This is a genomic window from Synechococcus sp. WC10meta (genome assembly GCF_047461475.1).
Genome location: NZ_JANSHF010000006.1, coordinates 1 through 17,829 on the forward strand (window position 1 = coordinate 1; position 17,829 = coordinate 17,829).

The window sequence follows — 17,829 nt, forward strand, 5'->3', positions numbered from 1 at the left end:
ATCCGGCTGGGCAGCGGGATCACCCGTTGGAAGCGCCCGTAGCGGAACTCGCTGCGGGTTACGCCTCTGTCCTCGGAGCGTTTCTCAAAGCGCCGCTCACCGCTGATGGAGACTGCCTCCGCCGTTGCTTGGATATCCAGATCTTGGGGGTTCAGGCCGGGCAGCTCCAGCCTCAGGGTAATGGTCTCCGGATCGTCGTGCATTTCCACCGCCGGCACGAAGGCAAACGCCTCGGTCTCCGTAGGACGAGCCATCAGCCGGTCAAACAGACGGTTCATTTCCCGTTGAATTTCGTCAATTTCCCGAAAGGGATCCCAGCGAACAAGGGCCATATCCACCCACCTCCTGAGGAGATTTTGGTTGATTTTCTTTAAGCTTTGCCTCGGAGACTTTAGCATAGCCTCCGTACATCAGCTTAAGCCGTCTGGCCCAATCAAGGTGTAGAGTTTTCTAGAAATCTGTTGGGGTATTTCCCCTACGAAAAGCAAGCAAAAGCCCTTAGGGCTCTGAACGCCGATAGGGGCGGTGGGAGCTTGTTTGCAACCACAGGCTCAGGCCAGTAGCTACCATAACCAACAGACCCAGTCCGTTTAAGAACGGGTAAACCCCCTGCAGATCAAGGGGGCCCCACTGCCCTTTGTGGATTTGGATGAGCCAGGAGTAGTCGAAGTTTCCGGTGAGGCGGGCCATTTGATAGAGGGATCCCGTTACCACCGTTACCAGCAAGGGCAAGGCCACGATAGGGGCCAGGGCACGGTGGATGCGGCGGAGGATTCTTTGACTAAGGGCCATTAGGCTTGCTCCCAGGTAAGCGCCACCATCCTGCCATGGTAGCAGGCTCGACGCCTTTGCCCCTCTGCTCACTCAAGACTGGATCCCCACCGCCTCTTCCAGCTTGGGCATTTGCTCTCTGGGGATGATCCGTCCCTCGTCCTCAAAGCCAGGGATCTCGTGGAAGTTGAGGTAGCGGTACACTTCGCCGGCAAAGGGCTGGATCTTGGTGGCAACGATCTGCCGGTATTCCTCCACCGTTGGGATCCGCCCCAAGAGGGCGCAGACAGCAGCCAGCTCGGCGGATCCCAGATAGACCCGCGCACCTCTGCCCATGCGGTTGTCAAAGTTGCGGGTGGAGGTGGACATGACGGTGGCTCCATCGGCCACGCGAGCCTGGTTGCCCATGCACAGGCTGCAGCCAGGCATCTCTGTTCTCGCTCCAGCAGCGGCAAAGATGCTGTACACCCCTTCAGCACGCAGTTGCGCCTCGTCCATGCGCGTGGGGGGACAGATCCACAGTTGGCGCACCTTAACCCGCCCCTGGCCTTCCAAGATCTTGGCAGCGGCGCGGTAGTGGCCAATGTTGGTCATGCAGGAGCCAATGAACACCTCGTCAATGTGGATGGGCGTATCGGGGTTGCCGGCCGCGTGCTGGGCGTGGACTTCGCTCAGGGTCATTACTTTATCGGGATCGTTGGGGGCACAGACAATTGGCTCGGTGATGGTGCTGAGATCAATCTCGATGACGGCGGCGTATTCGGCGTCGGGATCCGCTTCCAGCAGGGTGGGATTGGCCAGCCAGGCCTCCATCTTGGCAATGCGCCGCAGCAGGGTGCGGGCGTCCTGATAGCCGCGGGCAATCATGTTTTTCAGCAGCACCACGTTGGAGCGCAGGTACTCGGCAACGCTCTCAACGCTTAGCTTAATGGTGCAGGCGGCGCAGTTGCGTTCTGCCGAGGCGTCGGTAAACTCGAAGGCTTGCTCCACCTTCAGATTGGGCAGGCCCTCGATTTCCATAATTCGCCCAGCGAAGACGTTTTTCTTGCCCTGCTTCTCGACGGTAAGCAGCCCCCGCTGGATGGCCACGTAGGGAATGGCGTGAACAAGGTCCCGCAGAGTAATCCCAGGCTGCAATTCCCCCTTAAAGCGCACCAGCACCGACTCCGGCATGTTGAGGGGCATCACCCCCATGGCCGCGGCAAAGGCCACCAGACCCGATCCAGCGGGGAAGGAGATGCCCAGAGGAAAGCGGGTGTGGGAGTCGCCCCCCGTGCCGACGGTATCGGGCAGGAGCATGCGGTTGAGCCAGGAGTGGATGATGCCATCGCCTGGCCGCAGGACAACCCCTCCCCGCGAGGCAAAGAAGTCGGGCAGCTCTTTGTGGATTTGGATGTCCACCGGCTTGGGATAGGCGGCGGTGTGGCAGAAGCTCTGCAGCACCAGGTCGGCGCTAAAGCCCAGACAGGCCAGCTCCTTGAGCTCGTCGCGGGTCATGGGGCCAGTGGTGTCCTGGGATCCCACGGTGGTCATCAGGGGCTCGCAACTCGTGCCAGGACGCACCCCTGGCAAGCCACAGGCTTTGCCCACGATTTTCTGGGCCAGGGTATAGCCTTTGCCCGTGTCGGGGGGCGGGGTGGGGCGGATAAAGAGAGGAGAAGGATCCAGCCCCAGGGCCTGGCGGGTTTTGTCGGTGAGGGCCCGGCCAATCAAAAGGGGGATGCGGCCCCCGGCCCGCACCTCGTCCGGCAAGGTTACAGGCTGCAGGGAAAAGCTGGCGAGAATTTCGCCCGTCTGGGAGCGGATCACGCCCTCGTAGGGATAGATCGTGACCACCATGCCCGTCTCCAATGGGGAGACATCGCACTGGATGGGCAGAGCGCCCGCATCCTCGGCGGTGTTGAAGAAAATCGGTGCAATCGTGCCCCCCAGGATAACGCCCCCGGCCCGCTTGTTGGGCACATAGGGAATGTCGTGGCCAATGTGCCAAAGGAGGGAATTGAGGGCGGACTTGCGGGAGGATCCCGTGCCCACCACATCCCCCACAAAGGCCACCGGATGGCCGCGGCGCTTGAGCTCAGCAATGGCAGCTATGGCCCCCGGTGCCCGCGACTCCAACATGCTCTGGGCGTGAAGGGGGATGTCTGGGCGGGTGGTGGCGTGGGCGGCAGGGGAGAGGTCGTCGGTGTTGATTTCGCCGGCAACCTTGAACACCGTGACGGTGATGGCCTCAGCTAGAGGCGGCTTGGCAGTAAACCACTCCCCAGCGGCCCAAGAGTCGAGCACCTGCCGCGCATAGACGTTGCCGGCCTGGCTCAGCTCCAGTACGTCGTGAAAGGCATCGAAGACCAGCAGCGTGTGGCTGAGGGCGCGGGCCGCCGCCGCCGCGATCTCCTGCCGCCTATCCTGCAGCAGCTCCAGCAGTACCTGGACGTTGTAGCCCCCCAACATCGTGCCCAGGAGCTCCACTGCCCGCAAGGGAGGAATGAGGGGGGAGCGCACCTCCTCCTTGGCCACAGCGGCCAAAAAGCCGGCCTTCACATAGGCTGCCTCGTCCACCCCCGGCGGGACGCGCTCCGTGAGGAGGTGCAACAGAAAAGCCTCCTCTCCAGGCGGGGGATCCTTAAGCAGCTCGCACACCTGGCTGGTCTGGGCGGCATTCAAGGGCAGTGGCGGGATCCCTTGCGCCGCACGGGCGGCAGCGTGTTGGCGGTACTCAGCCAGCATGAGGATTCCTTGGGTCACTGACGCAGGCATTATTCTACCGCCAGAAAGAACCCAGCCCTCCTCAAGAGAGCTCCGCCAACAGCTCCTTTTGGTATAGGCCAATACAAGCTTGGATTAACTCGTCCAGCTCCCCTTCCAAAATTGGCTCGAGCGGGAAATTTTGGTTGAGGCGGTGGTCGGTAACCCGATTGTCCTTGTAGTTGTAGGTGCGAATTTTTTCTGAACGGGCTCCTGTTCCTACCTGCATGCGGCGGGCGGAGCTAATGGAGGCCTGCTGCTCGCGCAGCTTCATCTCGTAGAGCTTGGCCCGCAAAATCTGCATGGCCCGCTGCCGGTTTTGCAGCTGGGAGCGCTCCTCGGTGCAGAAGACCCGGATCCCAGTGGGCTTGTGGAAGAGATCCACCGCCGTTTCCACCTTGTTCACGTTTTGTCCCCCTGCCCCGCCGGAACGCGCTGTCCTAATCTCGATATCTTTGGGATCGATGACCACCTCCACCTCGTCCGCTTCTGGCATTACCGCTACCGTGGCCGTCGAAGTGTGGATGCGCCCCTGGGCTTCCGTGATGGGTACCCGCTGGACCCGGTGCACACCGGCCTCGAACTTGAGCTTGCTATAGACTTGATCGCCGCGGATTTCCAGGATGGCCTCTTTGTAGCCGCCCATGTCGCCCTCAGAGAGGCTGACCAAGCGCACTGACCAGCCCATCTTCTCGGCATAGCGGGTGTACATGCGGGCTAGATCAGCTGCCCACAGGGCTGCTTCCTCTCCCCCAGTGCCAGCGCGGATCTCCAACATGATGTTCTTTTCGTCGTTGGGATCCCGGGGCAGCAGCAGCAGGGTAAGCTTTTCCTCCAGTTGCTCCTGACGGGCGCGCAGCTGCTCCAGCTCTGCCCTTACCATTGCCTCCAGCTCCGGGTCAGAGGCCGCCTCGCGCAAAAGCTCCTCCGTCTGCTTGAGGTCGCGAGTTAGCTTTTGCCAGTCATGGAAGGCCTGCACCGTTGCTTCCAGGGAGGAGCGGGCCTTGGCGATTCGCTGCAGCTCCGCAGGGTCTGTCGCCACCTCGGGATCCGCCAGGCGCACCGTCAGCTCCTGGAAGGTAGCTTCGACATTTTTGAGCTGCTCGATGAGTTGAGCAGAAGCCATAGGTCTAAGTCAGCAAGGAACCCAAGCCGTCCTGAGCAAGGCAAGGGAAAGCTCTACTGGGCTTTCTTGCCACTGCTCATGCCGTACTTGCGCATGAACTTCTCCACTCGCCCTTCGGTGTCGATGATCTTTTGGGTGCCGGTGAAGAAGGGGTGGTTGCCAGACCAGACTTCAACCCTGAGCTCTGGCTTGGTGGATCCCACCGTCATGACCACCTCGCCGTTGCAGATGACTTTGGCCTCGGGGTACCACTGGGGGTGAATGCCTTTCTTGGGCATGAGAGCCTCCTCCCTGGGTGGATATAAGCCTGTAATAAATGTCTATCAACCCAATACCTACCGCCGCAATGCCGGCCCTTACCGCTTCGAGTACTGAGTAGCCTTGCGGGCTTTGCGCAAGCCGTACTTCTTGCGCTCCACAGCGCGAGGATCGCGGGTGAGGTAGCCCTCGGCCTTGAGGGGGCCGCGGTTGGAGGGATCCAGCTGGCAGAGGGCGCGGGCTACCCCCAGCTTGATGGCATCGGCCTGGCCGTGGAGGCCGCCCCCATGGGCTCGCACCAAGATGTCGTAGGAGTCCTCTAGGCCAAGGAGCTCCAGCGGCGCCTTGACGCTGGCCAGGAACGCCGCCTGGTACTGCAGGTACTCCTCGCCAGGCCGGTCGTTGATGATGATCTTGCCCGTGCCAGGAACCAGGCGCACGCGAGCAATGGCAGTTTTGCGGCGCCCAGTTCCCCAGTAGACGGCTCGCGGGTTGCTGGCTGTCTGGGTCATGCTTGGGCTCCTGGGATCGTGTGGATGGGATAGACCTGTGGCTGCTGGGCCTGGTGGGGGTGGTGGGGGCCGGCGTACACTTTCAGCTTGGTAAATTGCCGCCGCCCTAGGCGGGTGTGGGGCAACATCCCCTTCACCGCTTTCTCAATCACCCGCTCTGGCAGGCGGGCTTGCAGTTGGGCAAAGGTCTCCACCTTCATCCCGCCGGGACGGCCAGAGTGGCGGCGGTAGAGCTTTTGGGTGCGCTTTTTGCCGGTAACCACCACTTTCTCAGCGTTGATGACGATCACGTAGTCCCCCGTATCCAGGTGGGGGGTGAAGTTGGGCTTGTGCTTGCCGCGCAAGAGGTTGGCCACCACTACCGCTAGGCGGCCAAGGCGCTGGCCAGCTGCATCAATTACGTACCAGCGCGGGGCTAAGGTGGAAGGGGTAGGAAGGGGAGTCTTGTTCATGGCAGCTAGGAGAGAGAAGGGACAAGAGAAAGAACACCTGCCGGCCAAGAAAGGGATCCCCAGAAGGGCAGAGACTGCGGAAAGCGTTGGCCAAAGGGATCCCTAGCATAGCCCACATCCAACAGGCACAGGCCCTGTGGAGGGGCGCTGTAGCGGGTGCGCATCTGGCTCCAGTCGTTGTGTTGCCAGAGGTGGACAAATTGCTGGGGGCTGAGCTCGCCCCGGCCCACCACCTCGAGAGACCCCACCAGCAGCCGCATCATCCGGTAGAGGAAGCCGCTGGCCTGCACTTCGATGCTGATGAGATCCCCTACTCGTTGGCAGAGCACCTCCTCCACCCGCACCCACGAGTGCGGTCGATCGGATCCCCGCCGGCGGAAGGCTTCCAGGTTGTGCTCCCCCAAAAGGGAGCGTAGCGCCTCGGCCATTGGCTCCACCTGCAAAGGCGAGCGCACTTGCCAGCTAAAGGGCCGCCAGAACACATCTGGCCGCTCGCGATTGAGAATGAGGTAGCGATAGCGGCGCCACCTGGCGGAAAAGCGGGCATGCCAGTCCTCGGCCACAGGCGCTGAAGCCAGTACCACTATATCTTCCGGTAGGCAGTCGTTGAGCACCCGTGCCCACTCCGTGGGCGGAATGCCGCAGGTGGTGTCGAAGTGAGCTACTTGGCCAGCCGCATGTACCCCGGTGTCGGTGCGCCCTGCCCCGTAGAGGGTAACGGGGTGCCCGGCCCGCGAGGCAATGGCCTCCTCTAGTACCCCTTGTACGGTGCGGTGGCCCGCTTGCCGTTGCCAGCCGCGAAAGTCCCTGCCCAGGTACTGAATCTTTAGGGCAATGCGACGGCTTTGCATGAAGCCTACACCAACTCGATGACGGCCATTTCTGCCCCATCGCCCCGCCGGCGCACGGTGCGCAAGATGCGGGTGTAGCCTCCCGCTCGATCTCGGTAGCGCTCGGGCGCCTGCTCAAACAAGGAGCGCACCAGATCCTTGTCGTAGATGTAGGCCAGGGCCTGCCGCCGCGCTGCCAGGGAGCCGTCCTTGGCTAGGGTAATCATCTTCTCGGCTGTGGCCCGAACAGCTTTGGCGCGGGCTTTGGTGGTAACAATTCGCCCTTCCCGTAGCAAGGCCGTGGTCAGGGCCCGCAGCAGAGCCTTGCGTTGGTCAGCAGGCTTGTTGAGATGAGGAGTACGACGGCGGTGGCGCATGGTAGCCTCTGCTTTTTGTCCTCGAGTTTCAGGCAGCTTGGGGTTTCGAGCCCCACCCTAGGCAGGCTAGGTTCTGCTCCTTTCGCGGGGCAGCGTCAGGCCAAAGCGGTTTTTCAGAGCCTGCACCACCTCTTCGGCGGATTTTTGGCCAAAGTTTTTGATCTCCAGCAAATCTTCCTCGGTATGGAGCAGCAGATCCGCCAGAGTGTGGATCTGGGCTCGCTTGAGGCAGTTGTAGGCCCGCACCGAAAGCTGCAGCTCCTCGATGGGGATTTGGTTTTTCTGGGTGTCCTCCGCTGGCTGGGGGGCTGCTGGGGTGTCAAAGCTAACCTCCTGCAGCGGCGAGAACAGACCTACCAAAATGCGAGCTGCTTGGCTAAGCGCTTCCTGGGGAGTAAGGCTGCCATTGGTCCAGATCTCCAGAACTAGGCGATCTTTTTCCAAAGACTGCCCCACCCGGGCTGGCTCGACGGTGTAGTTGACCTTGCGCACCGGCATGAAGACGGAGTCAATTTGGAGAAAGTCAATGGCCATGGATTTGCTGTCGGCGTAATCGACGGCGCGATAGCCCCGTCCACGGCCAATCATGAACTCCATCTCCAGGATGGCTCCCTCCGCCAGCGTGGCAATGTGGTGACGGGGGTTGATCACCTCTACGCCGCTGGGCAGCTGCAGCTTTTCAGCGGTCACTTCCCCCGGCCCCTGCGCTACTAGGCGGCCCACCTGCGGCTCAGGAGAGCTGGAGCGCAGAACCAGCTCCTTCATGTTGAGCAGGATCTCCATCACGTCTTCCCGCACCCCGGGCACGGTGGAAAACTCGTGGCTTACCCCGGCAATGCGCACGGCCGTCACTGCCGTGCCTTCGAGGTTGGAAAGCAGCACCCGGCGCAAGGCGTTGCCTACCGTGATCCCCTGACCGCGCTCCAGCGGCCCCAGGGCAAATTTGCCATAGTAAGCCCCATTGGCTTCCTGATGGGATTCGAGGCACTCAGTCTGATAGGGAGCAGCACTGGCTGCTGCTTTGCTGGTTGAATGGTGGAGGGTTCGGCTGGTTGGCATCATGGCGTAGCCCTGTCTGTCTGGCTAGCTATGCGTTGGAGAAGGTAGTCCCCCTCTGGTGCTAGGGGGCTAGGATTCCAAAAACAAGCTCTTGGCTTCCCTAAAAGTCGGGATCCTAGACGCGCCGCCGCTTAGGGGGCCGGCAGCCGTTGTGGGGAATGGGAGTGATGTCACGAATGAGGGTGATTTCTAGGCCTGCCGCCTGGAGAGCTCGAATGGCTGTCTCTCGACCGGCTCCGGGACCGCTGACCATGACCTCAATCTGCCGCATGCCGTTCTCCATGGCTTGCCGCGCTGCGCTCTCTGCTGCCACCTGGGCGGCAAAGGGAGTACCCTTCTTGGCACCTTTGAATCCAGTAGAACCTGCCGAAGCCCAACACACGACGTTGCCGTTGGGATCGGTAATGGTGACGATGGTGTTGTTAAAGGTGGACTGGATGTAGGCCACGCCGTTGGGGATATTTTTCTTGACCTTGCGTCCGCGCCGTTGCTGCTGAGCCATGACCTCTGCGTCCTTGTTGACTTAAAGTAAGGTGTACGGAGATTGGGGGGAACAGGACTTACTTCTTGGCTGGCGGTTTCTTCTTGCCAGCTACCGTTTTCCTAACTCCTTTGCGGGTGCGGGCGTTGGTGCGGGTGCGCTGGCCACGCACGGGCAACCGCAGGCGGTGACGCCGACCTCGGTAGGTGCCGATGTCAATGAGGCGCTTGATGTTCATCGCCTCCTGACGGCGCAGATCCCCCTCCACCTGGTACTCGTTTTCCACCACAGCCCTTAGGGCGGCTATCTCCGCGTCGGTGAGGTCGCGGGTGCGGGTATCGGGGTTGATGCCCGTCTTGGCCAGAATTTGGCGGGAGCGGGTTAGCCCAATGCCGTAGATGTAGGTGAGGGCAATCTCAATTCGCTTGTCTCGGGGGATGTCAACGCCCGCAATTCGTGCCATGGTTAGGGGTACCTTTCCAACAAACTCAAGTAAACTGGCTTCCTAAAGTTGAGTTGTTGCAGTCGGGAAGCGTCTTGCCAAAGGCATGGCTTAGGCTGCACCAACTGCCCCTTGTCTCTAGCGCTGCCTCACTCCTCCGTCCCCTACTTTTACCCTTGCCGCTGTTTGTGCTTTGGGTTGGCAGGACAAATGACCATCACCCGGCCACGGCGGCGAATGACTCGGCACTTTTCGCAGATTCGTCGGACGGAGGGCCGCACCTTCATGGCTATCCTGCCAAAACCAGCGAATATCCATTCTAAGGTCACCGGGACAAGCTGTCAAAAATCGTTTGGGCTTTCTCAGTGGGTTGGCTATGCTGGTTGGGCAGAGGAGCAGAGCAGGGCTGGGGATCAAATGCGCTGGCAGTGGCTGATTGTGGTGAGCGGCCTGCTAGGTCTGGGATCTACGGTTTGGGCCCAGGAGATGCCGGTGGCCTCTCAAGACGCTGCCAGCCCCCTGAGGGCGGAGAAGTTATTACCACTCCCCAGCTCGGCGGATCGCATTGACGGCGTGCCGGAGCGGGGCTGGCTGGCGGTGGGGCTGCTGGAAGCCCAGGCGGTAATGCTGCTGGATGGGTCGAGCGGGGATCCCCTGTGGCAAGTGGCGGTGGGTTTTGCCCCCAGCGTGGTGCGGGTGGATGCGCCACGGCAGGTGGTCTATGCCTCTGGCCTCGAGGCTCCTGGGGTGGTGGCCCTCGATCTGCCAACTGGGGAGCTGCTCCGGACTTATGAACTGCCGGCAGGAGTCTTGGATATGGCTGTGGATCCTGCCAGGGGACGGGTTTTTGCCTCCCTGCCCGCCGCCCAAAGCTTGGCGGTGATCCATTGGGGGGAAGCGGAGCAGCCTCAGGCTCGCCACTTGCCGCTGCCCGGCCCCCCTTTGGCTTTGGCCTATGACGCCCGGCAGGGAGTGCTATTTGTGGGCCTGGGTGGCGGGGATCCCCTCAGTGTGCTGGTGGTCAACCCCGACAATGGCGAGCTGCTGGCCCGCTGGCGCGGCGGCCATACTCCAGAGGCAATGGCGTTGGATGCCCAGCGGCAACGCCTGGTGGTGCTCAACTCGGGTAGCCAAGAGCTGACCGTGCTGGATCTAAGCCGCAGCGGCAAGCTCCTGCAGCGAGTTGGCCTAGATTGGCGGCCGACGCGGCTGGCCCTTTCCCCCGATGGGCGCTGGGCCTACGTGAGTGCCCGCAGCAGCGACCGCCTGCAAATTGTGGATCTAGAGGCGGGGCGACTGGTTACCTCCCTACGGCTGGAGGGACAGCCGACAGGCTTGGCGATGCTGGGCGATGGGGATCTGTGGGTGGTGGCGGCAGGGATCCCAGCTCTGCACCGTCTAGAAGCTCAAGTGGGCAAGAGCAAGACGGAGGCCCGCCAGGAGGAGCTTCCCTCTGCAGGCCAGCGCGGTGTGGTGACGGGACGGGTGCTGGATATTGCCGGCCAGCCTGTCCAGACTGGGGTTGTCCGCCTTGCTGCCACCGCCACCCAACCCCAACAGACAGTTCCCATTGCCGCCGACGGCACCTATGTCTTGCCAGAGCTGCCGGCGGGGCTGTACCTGGTGGATGTGGAGGTGCCAGGGTTTCCCCCCACTAGCACCCAGGTGGAGGTGCGGGCTGGTTTTGTGTCCACCCAAAACATTCGCCTGCCGCCAGGGCAGCCGGCCCACCAGCCGGAGGGCATTGGCCTGTTGCCGGATGAGCCGGTTTACTCGGATGAGCTGGCCCGGCACCTCAGCGTTGCCCTTCAGGAGCTGCAGCCACAGCGGCCCGTGATCCTCCTAAAGGGACCGCTAGGGCCAGATCCCCGCTTTGAGCCGCTCCTGCCACTTGTCCAGGGCCTAACCTTGTTGGATCGGGATGAGCGCTACACCGCCGACTTGGCCAAGCTAAAGGCCATCGGCGACGCCCTCGGCTTGCGCTACATTCTCCTAACCCACCTGCAAATCTCGCGGGATTACAACCGACAGGGCAGCCCGCTGCTGAATATGGCCCTGCGCTTGCTGGCGCCGGCAATCCCGGTGGAGATCCCCAACTTTACCCCTAACCAGCTGCGCAGCCGTGGTGTGGTGGTGGTGGTGGACTTGCAGAAGGATCGGCCAGGGGATCGGGCTCGGTACTACGAGGCCTATGGGCGGGATGACGTGGGCGGGGAGCCGCTGTTTGAAGATGCAGCGGCGGGCCTGTTTCGGCTGCAGGTGCGCAACATGGTGCCCCTCTTTATCCAGCAATGGCAGGCCAATAACCCCTTTGCTGGGTAAACTACCCCACGGCTAAATCTGGGGGCTGCCGCGCCGCCTCCTTCAGTGAGGAGCTTGCCTGTGGAGAACCCCCTGCAATTGGCGGACGTCGTCATGGCTGTTCTCGTTTTCCTTTTCTCGCTGCAGCGCAGGATTGGCCGGGGCGGCCTGGCGCTTGGCAGTTGGCTAGCCCTGGCTGCGGAAGTCTCGGCCCAGGCTCTGGCCACCCCCCCTCTCCCTCTGACGGCGTTGTTTCCCCACCGGGATCAGGCGGAATCCCAGGCGCGTCTGGTGGGGCAGGTGATCAACAGCCTGGGGCAGCCGGTGGCCGGGGCGCAGGTGCACTTAGAGGGCTTGGAGAACCTCGCTCAGCCCATCCAAACGGACGAGCAGGGCGCCTTCGAGCTCAACCAAGCCCCGGCTGGGCGCCGGCTGCTGACGGTGTGGCACCCCGATTACGAAAAGGCAGAGCAGGAGATCCTGCTGCAGGCAGGCCTGACCACCCCTGTGGAGGTGGTTTTGCAGGTGCCCCTCCGGCCCCAGCCGCGGCGTCGCCTTGGCATTTTGGGGGTGGGAGGGCTGGACCATACCCGGCTTTTGAGCCAGCGCCTGGCCATAGAGGTGGTGCGCCTGGGCCTAATCCCCAACACCGAGAAGGTGGTGCCCCTGGACAACCGCCGCCTGCAGCCGATCCTGCGCCAGGTGGGCTGGCCCATCTACGAGCTGTTTGAGTGGGATCGCCGCAAGCCAGAAGCGGTGAGCCGGTTTTTCGACTACCTAGGCCTGGAGGCCATTGTCATCGCCCGCGTCGATGTCCTCACCCGCCCGACTTCGCCCACTGAGGTAAGCCTGCGCTCCCGCAGCCGCCTGGAGCTGTGGAGATTTGACGAGCAGGGCAACCTCGTGGCGGAGGTTCTGGCGGAGGCCAGCCGCAACCAGGTGGAACGGGGCAACCTCAACGCCGACGACCTGGCCCAGCTCTACCAAATCCAGGTCACGCAAATGGCCGCCGAAATTGGATCCCGCTGGAAAAAGAACCACCCGCTGGCTTCTTACCTAGAGCTGACCCCAGGCGAGGCCCCAGTGCCACCTTCGCGCCTGGATACGGCCGTGGAGCTGGTCATTCCCCCCTCCTAGGGGCTTTAACTGGGGGCTGGCCTAGCAACGGCGGCAGGTTAAAGTAGCACTGAGGATCCCTGCTGACGTCTCCTGCCCATGGCTTCACCCCACCAACCCGCAAGGCCGGAAAGGGATAAGCCCCCCCTTGCTGCCTCTGCCCGCGAAGGGGTAGCCGCTGGCAACTTGCCCCCAGAGGCAGCAACTGCCGCTCTAGCTGCAATTGGGTCCGCAGGAGAGCGCCGCTGGCTGCTGGGGGGAGCGCTTGGGATCTTTCTGATGAGCCTGGGGCTGCGCCTATGGCGACTGGCCGAGTTGCCGGCGCCGGTGTTCGACGAGGTGTATTTCCCTCAGTTTGCCCAAAATTACCTCGACGGGAAGCCCTTCTACGACGTACATCCGCCCCTGGGGAAGTACTTCATCGCTCTCAGCATCCAACTCTTTGGCCGCAACGAGTGGGGCTTTCGCCTAGCTACCGCCTTGTGCGGGTCCTTGATTCCGCTTTTGCTGGCTGGCTTGGCCTATCGCCTCACCTACCACGTGGGCTTTGCGCTCCTAAGTGGGGCTCTGCTGCTCACGGACGGGGTGTTTCTGGTGGAGTCCCGCTTTGGCCTGATTAACGTGTACTTGGTTGCCTTTGGCCTGGCGGCCTCGATTTTGCTCCTAAGCGGGCTGGAACGCCGCGGTTGGCAGCGGACTCTTCACCTCACCGGCTCCGGCATCCTCCTGGGGGCGGCGGCTTCTGTGAAGTGGAATGGCCTCTGGTTTGCTTTCATGTTTGCCCTCCTGGGGATCCTGGTCTGGGGGGTGGTCTGGCTGCGCCCGCAGTGGATCCCAAGGCTGGGGATCTTGAGCCAGATCCGCCGCCTGCGCTGGTGGCACTATGCCTTTTGCTTTGCCCTTGCGCCGCTGGCCTTTTATGCCATCCAGTGGATCCCACACCTGCAGCTCAACCCGCAGCAGGGGCTGACGCTGGATTGGAGCTGGACCGGGATCCAGAACTACTTTCGCTCTCTAGTGCTCATCAATCAGGCGGTTTACAGCGGGCACCTGCATGCTGATCTTGTGGTCGATGAGAACACCTCCGTCCACCCCTATTGCTCCACCAGCTTGCGCTCCCTGGTGGCCTGGTTCCCAGCGCTACGACCTTGGCTGACCACCCCCTTGGCCTCGGCGGGGGCCTGGTCTTGGCCAATTATGGGCCGCCCGGTGGGCTACTACTTCAGCAGTCAGGGCAACCTGTGGCGAGCAGTCCATGGCCTGGGCAATCCCTGGCTGTGGTGGCTGGGGACAGGCTCGATCCTGGTGCTGGTCTGGCGCGGGATCCGCCGCTTCCACGGCCTGGAAGCCTTTATCTTAATTGGCTACGCGGCCAACTACCTGCCCTGGTTCCTCGTCAGCCGCTGCGTCTTCATCTACCACTACATGAGTGCTCTGGCATTCAGCACCCTGGCCCTGGCCTGGCTGGTGCTGCTGGGCTGGCGGCACTACCGTCGCTTCTGGCGGCGGGTGAGCTGGATGGCGGTGAGCTTGGTTTTGGCGTCTTTTCTCTTCTTCTTCCCTGTTTGGTTTGGCCTTCCCCTCAGGCCAGACCAGTTTTATGCGCGCATGTGGTTCCGCCCCACCCCGACACCGCTCTTCTGCTTTAGCCCCCAGGCCTGCGAGCGAGCACCCCTACGCCTGCCGCCTGTTCCTGGCTTGAACTGGATTTGAGGGGGGCATGGTAAGCTTTGGGCAGTTTGTCTAGGAGAAGCTGGGCTTCCTTGCCGGAAGGCGGGGTGTGGTTTGTTAAGCGCTTGTGGTGGAGGTAGTGGTAACCTATGGCTCGATCCTGCCCGCGTCCTGCCAACTCTCCCCGCCGTTACCCTGGCCAGCCGGTTCCTGTCGGCGTCATCGGGGTCGGCAACATGGGCCAGCACCATGCTCGCGTCTTTAGCCTGATGAAGGACGTGCAAGTGGTGGGCGTGGCCGACATCAACGTGGAGCGGGGCCTGGATGTAGCCAGCCGCTATCGAGTCCACTTCTACGAAGACTACCGGGAGCTGCTGCCCCACGTGGCCGCCGTGGCCATCGCCGTTCCCACCGTTCTTCACCACGAGGTGGGTATGGCCTGCCTGGAGGCGGGGGTACACGTGCTCATTGAAAAGCCCATTGCCGCCAGTATTGCCGAGGCAGAATCCCTGGTCAACCGCGCCGCCGACTGCAATTGCATTCTGCAGGTAGGACACATCGAGCGCTTCAGCCCCGTCTTTCAAAGGCTGGGGCAAGTTTTGCAGCGCGAAGAGCCGCTGGCTTTTGAGGCCCACCGACTCAGCCCCTATTCCGACCGGGCCAGCGACGTGTCGGTGGTGTTTGACCTGATGATCCACGACATCGACCTGTTGCTGGAGCTGATCCCTTCCCCTGTAACCCAGATTACTGCTAGCGGCAACCGCGCCTCCAACTTAGGCTATCTCGACTACGTCACAGCCACCCTCACCTTTGCCAACGGCGCCATCGCCACCCTCACTGCCAGCAAGGTTACCCACCGCAAGGTGCGCACCATCGCCGTCCACTGCAAAAATGCCCTCGTGGAAGCCGATTTTCTCCACAACGAGATCTCGATTTACCGCCAGGGAGGCGGCAGTAGCCACGACTACGGCCAGGCGCCCTACCCGCGGGAGGGCCTTATCGAGAAGGTTTATATCGAACCTATTGATAAGCTGCATGCCGAGCTAGAGCATTTCATCAACTGTGTGCGGGGCGGTAGCCAGCCTTCGGTGGGCGGGGAGCAGGCCCTAAAGGCCCTAAAGCTGGCCTCGGAGGTGGAGCGGATTGCTCTGGACGGCTGTGCCTGGCGCGAAGCCAAGCCTCGCTGCAGTTTCTTGCCGTAGCTCCCTAGGGGAGGAGAGCCAAAGCCTTGGTAGGAAAAAATCTAGCTTTGGCAATGGGCGGCGTGGCAACAGGGATCTTGGCCGGCCTTTTGGGTATCGGCGGCGGCACGATCCTGGTGCCCTTGCAGGTCAGCTTGGGGATCCCGCCGCTGCAGGCGGTTGCCACGAGCAACTTTTCCATGCTCCTCACCTCCCTCGCAGGCAGCTTCCAAAACTGGCGCAGGGGAATGCTGGATCCCAAGCGGGTGATTCTGCTGGGGATCCCGGCTCTGTTCACAGCCCAAGGGGGGGCAATCCTTGCCAGTCACCTGCCCGGCTATCTGTTACTAGCGGCCTTTGGGGTGCTGTTGCTAGCGAACATTTACCTGGTGGAGCTGGGCAAAACCGCGGTCGCCCACGCCCAAGGGTTGGGGAGGCCAGGTGCTGCGGCCGGCAGGACGAAGTCCCCCGATGCAGGGAAACTCGGCAACCGCTCTGCTATTAGGATCCCGATGCCTCCCTGGCTGGCCCGCATCCTGACCGGAGGCGCTGCCGGCTTGTTGGCGGGGCTTTTCGGCATTGGCGGTGGCATTATCCTGGTACCGCTGCAGATCCTGCTGTTGGGGGAAGCCCTCAAGGTGGCCATCCAAACCAGCTTGGGTGTGATTGGGATTACAGCCGCTGCTGCCACCTTCGGCCATGCTGGCCTGGGCGATTGGATGGCGAACGCCCTGGGCTTTGGGGAGGGCACCCTCCGCCAGAACGTGCTCTGGATTCCCGGCCTCATCTTGGGGATGGGGGGATTAGCCGGCGTTCAGGTCAGCACCCGCCTCTTGCCCAGATTGCCCGAGGCAGTGGTCAGGCTACTGTTGCGCAGCTTTCTGGCCCTGGTTTCTCTCTACGTTTTTTGGGAGGCCTGGCAAAGCTACGAATAAACCGGATTGCCTTGGCCAAGCAGATCCCTGTAGTTCTGCTTGCTGAGGTCATGGACAGGGTAGCTGCCAAAAAGTTTGAGGATCTCGGCAATGGCCTCCAAGGCCGCAATGACCTCATCAGGCAGATAGGGTTGGCCGACCGGGTTTTCCAGATCGACAAAGAAGACGTAGGTTCCCGCCGATTTCTTGGTGGGGCGGGACTCAATGCGCGACATGTTCAGGCCCCGCTCGGCAAAAACTTGCAGCGGCTTCAGCAGCGCTCCTGGCACATTGTGGGGCAGGCTAAAGGCCAGGGAAGTGTGGGATCCCCCCGGTGAAGATCCGCAGCGGCCCACCACCCAAAAGCGGGTGGAATTGTCCGGGTGGTCGTTGATTGGGCAGGCCAAGACCGGCAGTTGGTAGAGCTCTGCAGCCCGCTCTGAGGCGACGACAGCAGATTTGGGCTGGCTTTGCAGCCGCTCCAGTTCTTCGGTGGTGGAGCGGGTTGGGATCAAGGTGGCCTGCGGCAGGTGGGATCGCAACCAAGCCTGACATTGGGCCAAAGCTTGCGGGTGGGAGTAGACCTGCTCAATCTGCTCTAGCCGGGAGGCACAGCTGATGAGGGCATGGCGAATTGGCAGGATGAGCGCCTGGCGAATGCTTAGCCCTTCCAGTTGCCAGAGGGCATCTAGGGTCATCGAGACGCCGCCCTCGACGGAGTTTTCTACCGGCACCACTGCCCAGGCCTGCTCGCCGGCAGCCACCGCTTCCAAGCAGGCGCTAATGGTGGGGTAGGGCACCAAGGGGTGGGATCCCTGGCTGTGGAGGTGGGGCTGCTCGGGACAGGCCAGCAGGGCGGCTAGCTCCGTATAGGTTCCGGCAGGGCCTAGAAAAGCCACTGGCGCAGACGAGACGATGGAGTCCATCCCTTCAGCTTTCTTGTTCAGAATTGCTGTCGGCTAGCTCTAACTCTACCGTCTTGGCGTTGCGCAGCTGCAGGGGGCAGTCAGGTTCTGGACAGAGAGGATTGGCCGCCACCCGCTCCATGGCCTTGGTCACTTCCAGGCGAATTTGCCTCTGCAACTCCTGATCCGCCTGGATAGCCTCTAGGGTGTATATAGAGCCTTCAAAACTAGTAGTGTAGCGGGGCTGGAGGTTGTTGAGGGCCAGCGCAGCGGCATCGTGACAGAATCTTTCGCACAAGCAGTAGCGCTGCTGGCTTTCCATGAGCAGCAGCTCATTCACCATCTCCAGAACAGCCCGCTCCATCTGATTTTCCAGTTTCTTCAGAGGTTTGCGTGCTTCCATGGGTGGGATCCCCTCGCCGTTGTTTTCGTTGTCTTAAAAGTCTTATAAAGGCTTAAGGCCGCTGCCAACCTCTCTGGAAAAGTTGCCGCTCTTTGGCTGGGAAATAAAATAACTTCTCCCGCTTTCCTTCCTTCACATAGAGATGGGACTCGGGACTTGTGTTCCCAGTTTCGGGAGCGCTTGCACTAACGTACCCCAAAGCAACGCGGTTATCAACTTGCGTCTCAAAGGGTCTGGGGGGGGAAGAACTAGTCGCCCGGCCAGGGAAGTCCGACCCTAGATTCC

At 61.8% G+C, this 17,829-nt stretch carries 20 protein-coding genes; 5 read left to right on the forward strand and 15 right to left on the reverse strand.

The window, feature by feature from the left end:
* The 13 genes from NW804_RS04255 to rpmJ all read right to left on the reverse strand — a co-directional run.
* On the reverse strand, positions 1–332 hold a 332-nt coding region (locus tag NW804_RS04255), incomplete at its 3' end, for an Hsp20/alpha crystallin family protein (RefSeq protein ID WP_414422942.1).
* A 166-nt stretch (positions 333–498) separates the two neighbouring features.
* Complete coding sequence (locus NW804_RS04260) at positions 499–792, reverse strand: PepSY domain-containing protein (protein ID WP_414395878.1); 294 nt, start codon at positions 790–792, stop codon at positions 499–501.
* Positions 793–864: 72 nt separating this feature from the next.
* Positions 865–3,498 (reverse strand): bifunctional aconitate hydratase 2/2-methylisocitrate dehydratase, encoded by a 2,634-nt coding sequence (acnB, locus tag NW804_RS04265; protein ID WP_414422990.1) that lies wholly within the window; start codon positions 3,496–3,498, stop codon positions 865–867.
* 61 nt (positions 3,499–3,559) lie between these two features.
* Positions 3,560–4,642, reverse strand: a complete 1,083-nt coding sequence (prfA, locus tag NW804_RS04270) for a peptide chain release factor 1 (RefSeq protein ID WP_414395876.1) — start codon at positions 4,640–4,642, stop codon at positions 3,560–3,562.
* 53 nt (positions 4,643–4,695) lie between these two features.
* A complete protein-coding gene (gene rpmE / locus NW804_RS04275; protein WP_414395874.1) occupies positions 4,696–4,920 on the reverse strand; it encodes a 50S ribosomal protein L31 in 225 nt (74 codons plus the stop codon).
* A gap of 78 nt (positions 4,921–4,998) precedes the next feature.
* Positions 4,999–5,412 (reverse strand): 30S ribosomal protein S9, encoded by a 414-nt coding sequence (rpsI, locus tag NW804_RS04280; protein WP_414405850.1) that lies wholly within the window; start codon positions 5,410–5,412, stop codon positions 4,999–5,001.
* Positions 5,409–5,864, reverse strand: a complete 456-nt coding sequence (gene rplM, locus NW804_RS04285) for a 50S ribosomal protein L13 (RefSeq protein WP_414410439.1) — start codon at positions 5,862–5,864, stop codon at positions 5,409–5,411. Before rplM ends, rpsI begins: the two co-directional genes overlap by 4 nt.
* Before the next feature lie 5 nt (positions 5,865–5,869).
* A complete protein-coding gene (gene truA / locus NW804_RS04290; RefSeq protein ID WP_414410438.1) occupies positions 5,870–6,715 on the reverse strand; it encodes a tRNA pseudouridine(38-40) synthase TruA in 846 nt (281 codons plus the stop codon).
* A gap of 5 nt (positions 6,716–6,720) precedes the next feature.
* A complete protein-coding gene (gene rplQ / locus NW804_RS04295) occupies positions 6,721–7,071 on the reverse strand; it encodes a 50S ribosomal protein L17 (RefSeq protein WP_414395870.1) in 351 nt (116 codons plus the stop codon).
* A gap of 66 nt (positions 7,072–7,137) precedes the next feature.
* A complete protein-coding gene (locus NW804_RS04300) occupies positions 7,138–8,130 on the reverse strand; it encodes a DNA-directed RNA polymerase subunit alpha (protein WP_414410446.1) in 993 nt (330 codons plus the stop codon).
* A 115-nt stretch (positions 8,131–8,245) separates the two neighbouring features.
* Entirely contained in the window at positions 8,246–8,632 is a 387-nt protein-coding gene (rpsK, locus tag NW804_RS04305; RefSeq protein WP_414395869.1) for a 30S ribosomal protein S11, read from the reverse strand.
* 58 nt (positions 8,633–8,690) lie between these two features.
* A complete protein-coding gene (rpsM, locus tag NW804_RS04310) occupies positions 8,691–9,074 on the reverse strand; it encodes a 30S ribosomal protein S13 (RefSeq protein ID WP_414395867.1) in 384 nt (127 codons plus the stop codon).
* A gap of 149 nt (positions 9,075–9,223) precedes the next feature.
* Positions 9,224–9,340, reverse strand: a complete 117-nt coding sequence (gene rpmJ / locus NW804_RS04315) for a 50S ribosomal protein L36 (RefSeq protein WP_414395865.1) — start codon at positions 9,338–9,340, stop codon at positions 9,224–9,226.
* A gap of 130 nt (positions 9,341–9,470) precedes the next feature.
* Here rpmJ and NW804_RS04320 point away from each other — a divergent pair, with 130 nt between their 5' ends.
* The 5 genes from NW804_RS04320 (at position 9,471) to NW804_RS04340 (ending at position 16,257) form a co-directional block, all read left to right on the forward strand.
* Positions 9,471–11,375, forward strand: a complete 1,905-nt coding sequence (locus NW804_RS04320; RefSeq protein WP_414422943.1) for a carboxypeptidase regulatory-like domain-containing protein — start codon at positions 9,471–9,473, stop codon at positions 11,373–11,375.
* Positions 11,376–11,435: 60 nt separating this feature from the next.
* Complete coding sequence (locus NW804_RS04325) at positions 11,436–12,491, forward strand: carboxypeptidase-like regulatory domain-containing protein (RefSeq protein ID WP_414422944.1); 1,056 nt, start codon at positions 11,436–11,438, stop codon at positions 12,489–12,491.
* A 78-nt stretch (positions 12,492–12,569) separates the two neighbouring features.
* On the forward strand, positions 12,570–14,183 hold the full coding sequence (locus NW804_RS04330) for a phospholipid carrier-dependent glycosyltransferase (protein ID WP_414422945.1): 1,614 nt from the start codon (positions 12,570–12,572) through the stop codon (positions 14,181–14,183).
* A gap of 107 nt (positions 14,184–14,290) precedes the next feature.
* Positions 14,291–15,343, forward strand: coding sequence for a Gfo/Idh/MocA family oxidoreductase (locus NW804_RS04335; RefSeq protein ID WP_414410434.1), 1,053 nt, complete (start codon positions 14,291–14,293; stop codon positions 15,341–15,343).
* Between the two features lie 26 nt (positions 15,344–15,369).
* The gene (locus NW804_RS04340; protein WP_414422946.1) at positions 15,370–16,257 is read left to right on the forward strand and encodes a sulfite exporter TauE/SafE family protein; all 888 of its coding nucleotides are present in this window, start codon (positions 15,370–15,372) and stop codon (positions 16,255–16,257) included.
* Here the strand turns inward: NW804_RS04340 and pheA are convergent.
* Positions 16,248–17,162, reverse strand: a complete 915-nt coding sequence (gene pheA / locus NW804_RS04345; RefSeq protein WP_414422947.1) for a prephenate dehydratase — start codon at positions 17,160–17,162, stop codon at positions 16,248–16,250. The genes NW804_RS04340 and pheA overlap by 10 nt on opposite strands.
* A gap of 4 nt (positions 17,163–17,166) precedes the next feature.
* A complete protein-coding gene (locus NW804_RS04350; protein WP_414419880.1) occupies positions 17,167–17,544 on the reverse strand; it encodes a late competence development ComFB family protein in 378 nt (125 codons plus the stop codon).
* Positions 17,545–17,829 lie beyond the last annotated feature (285 nt).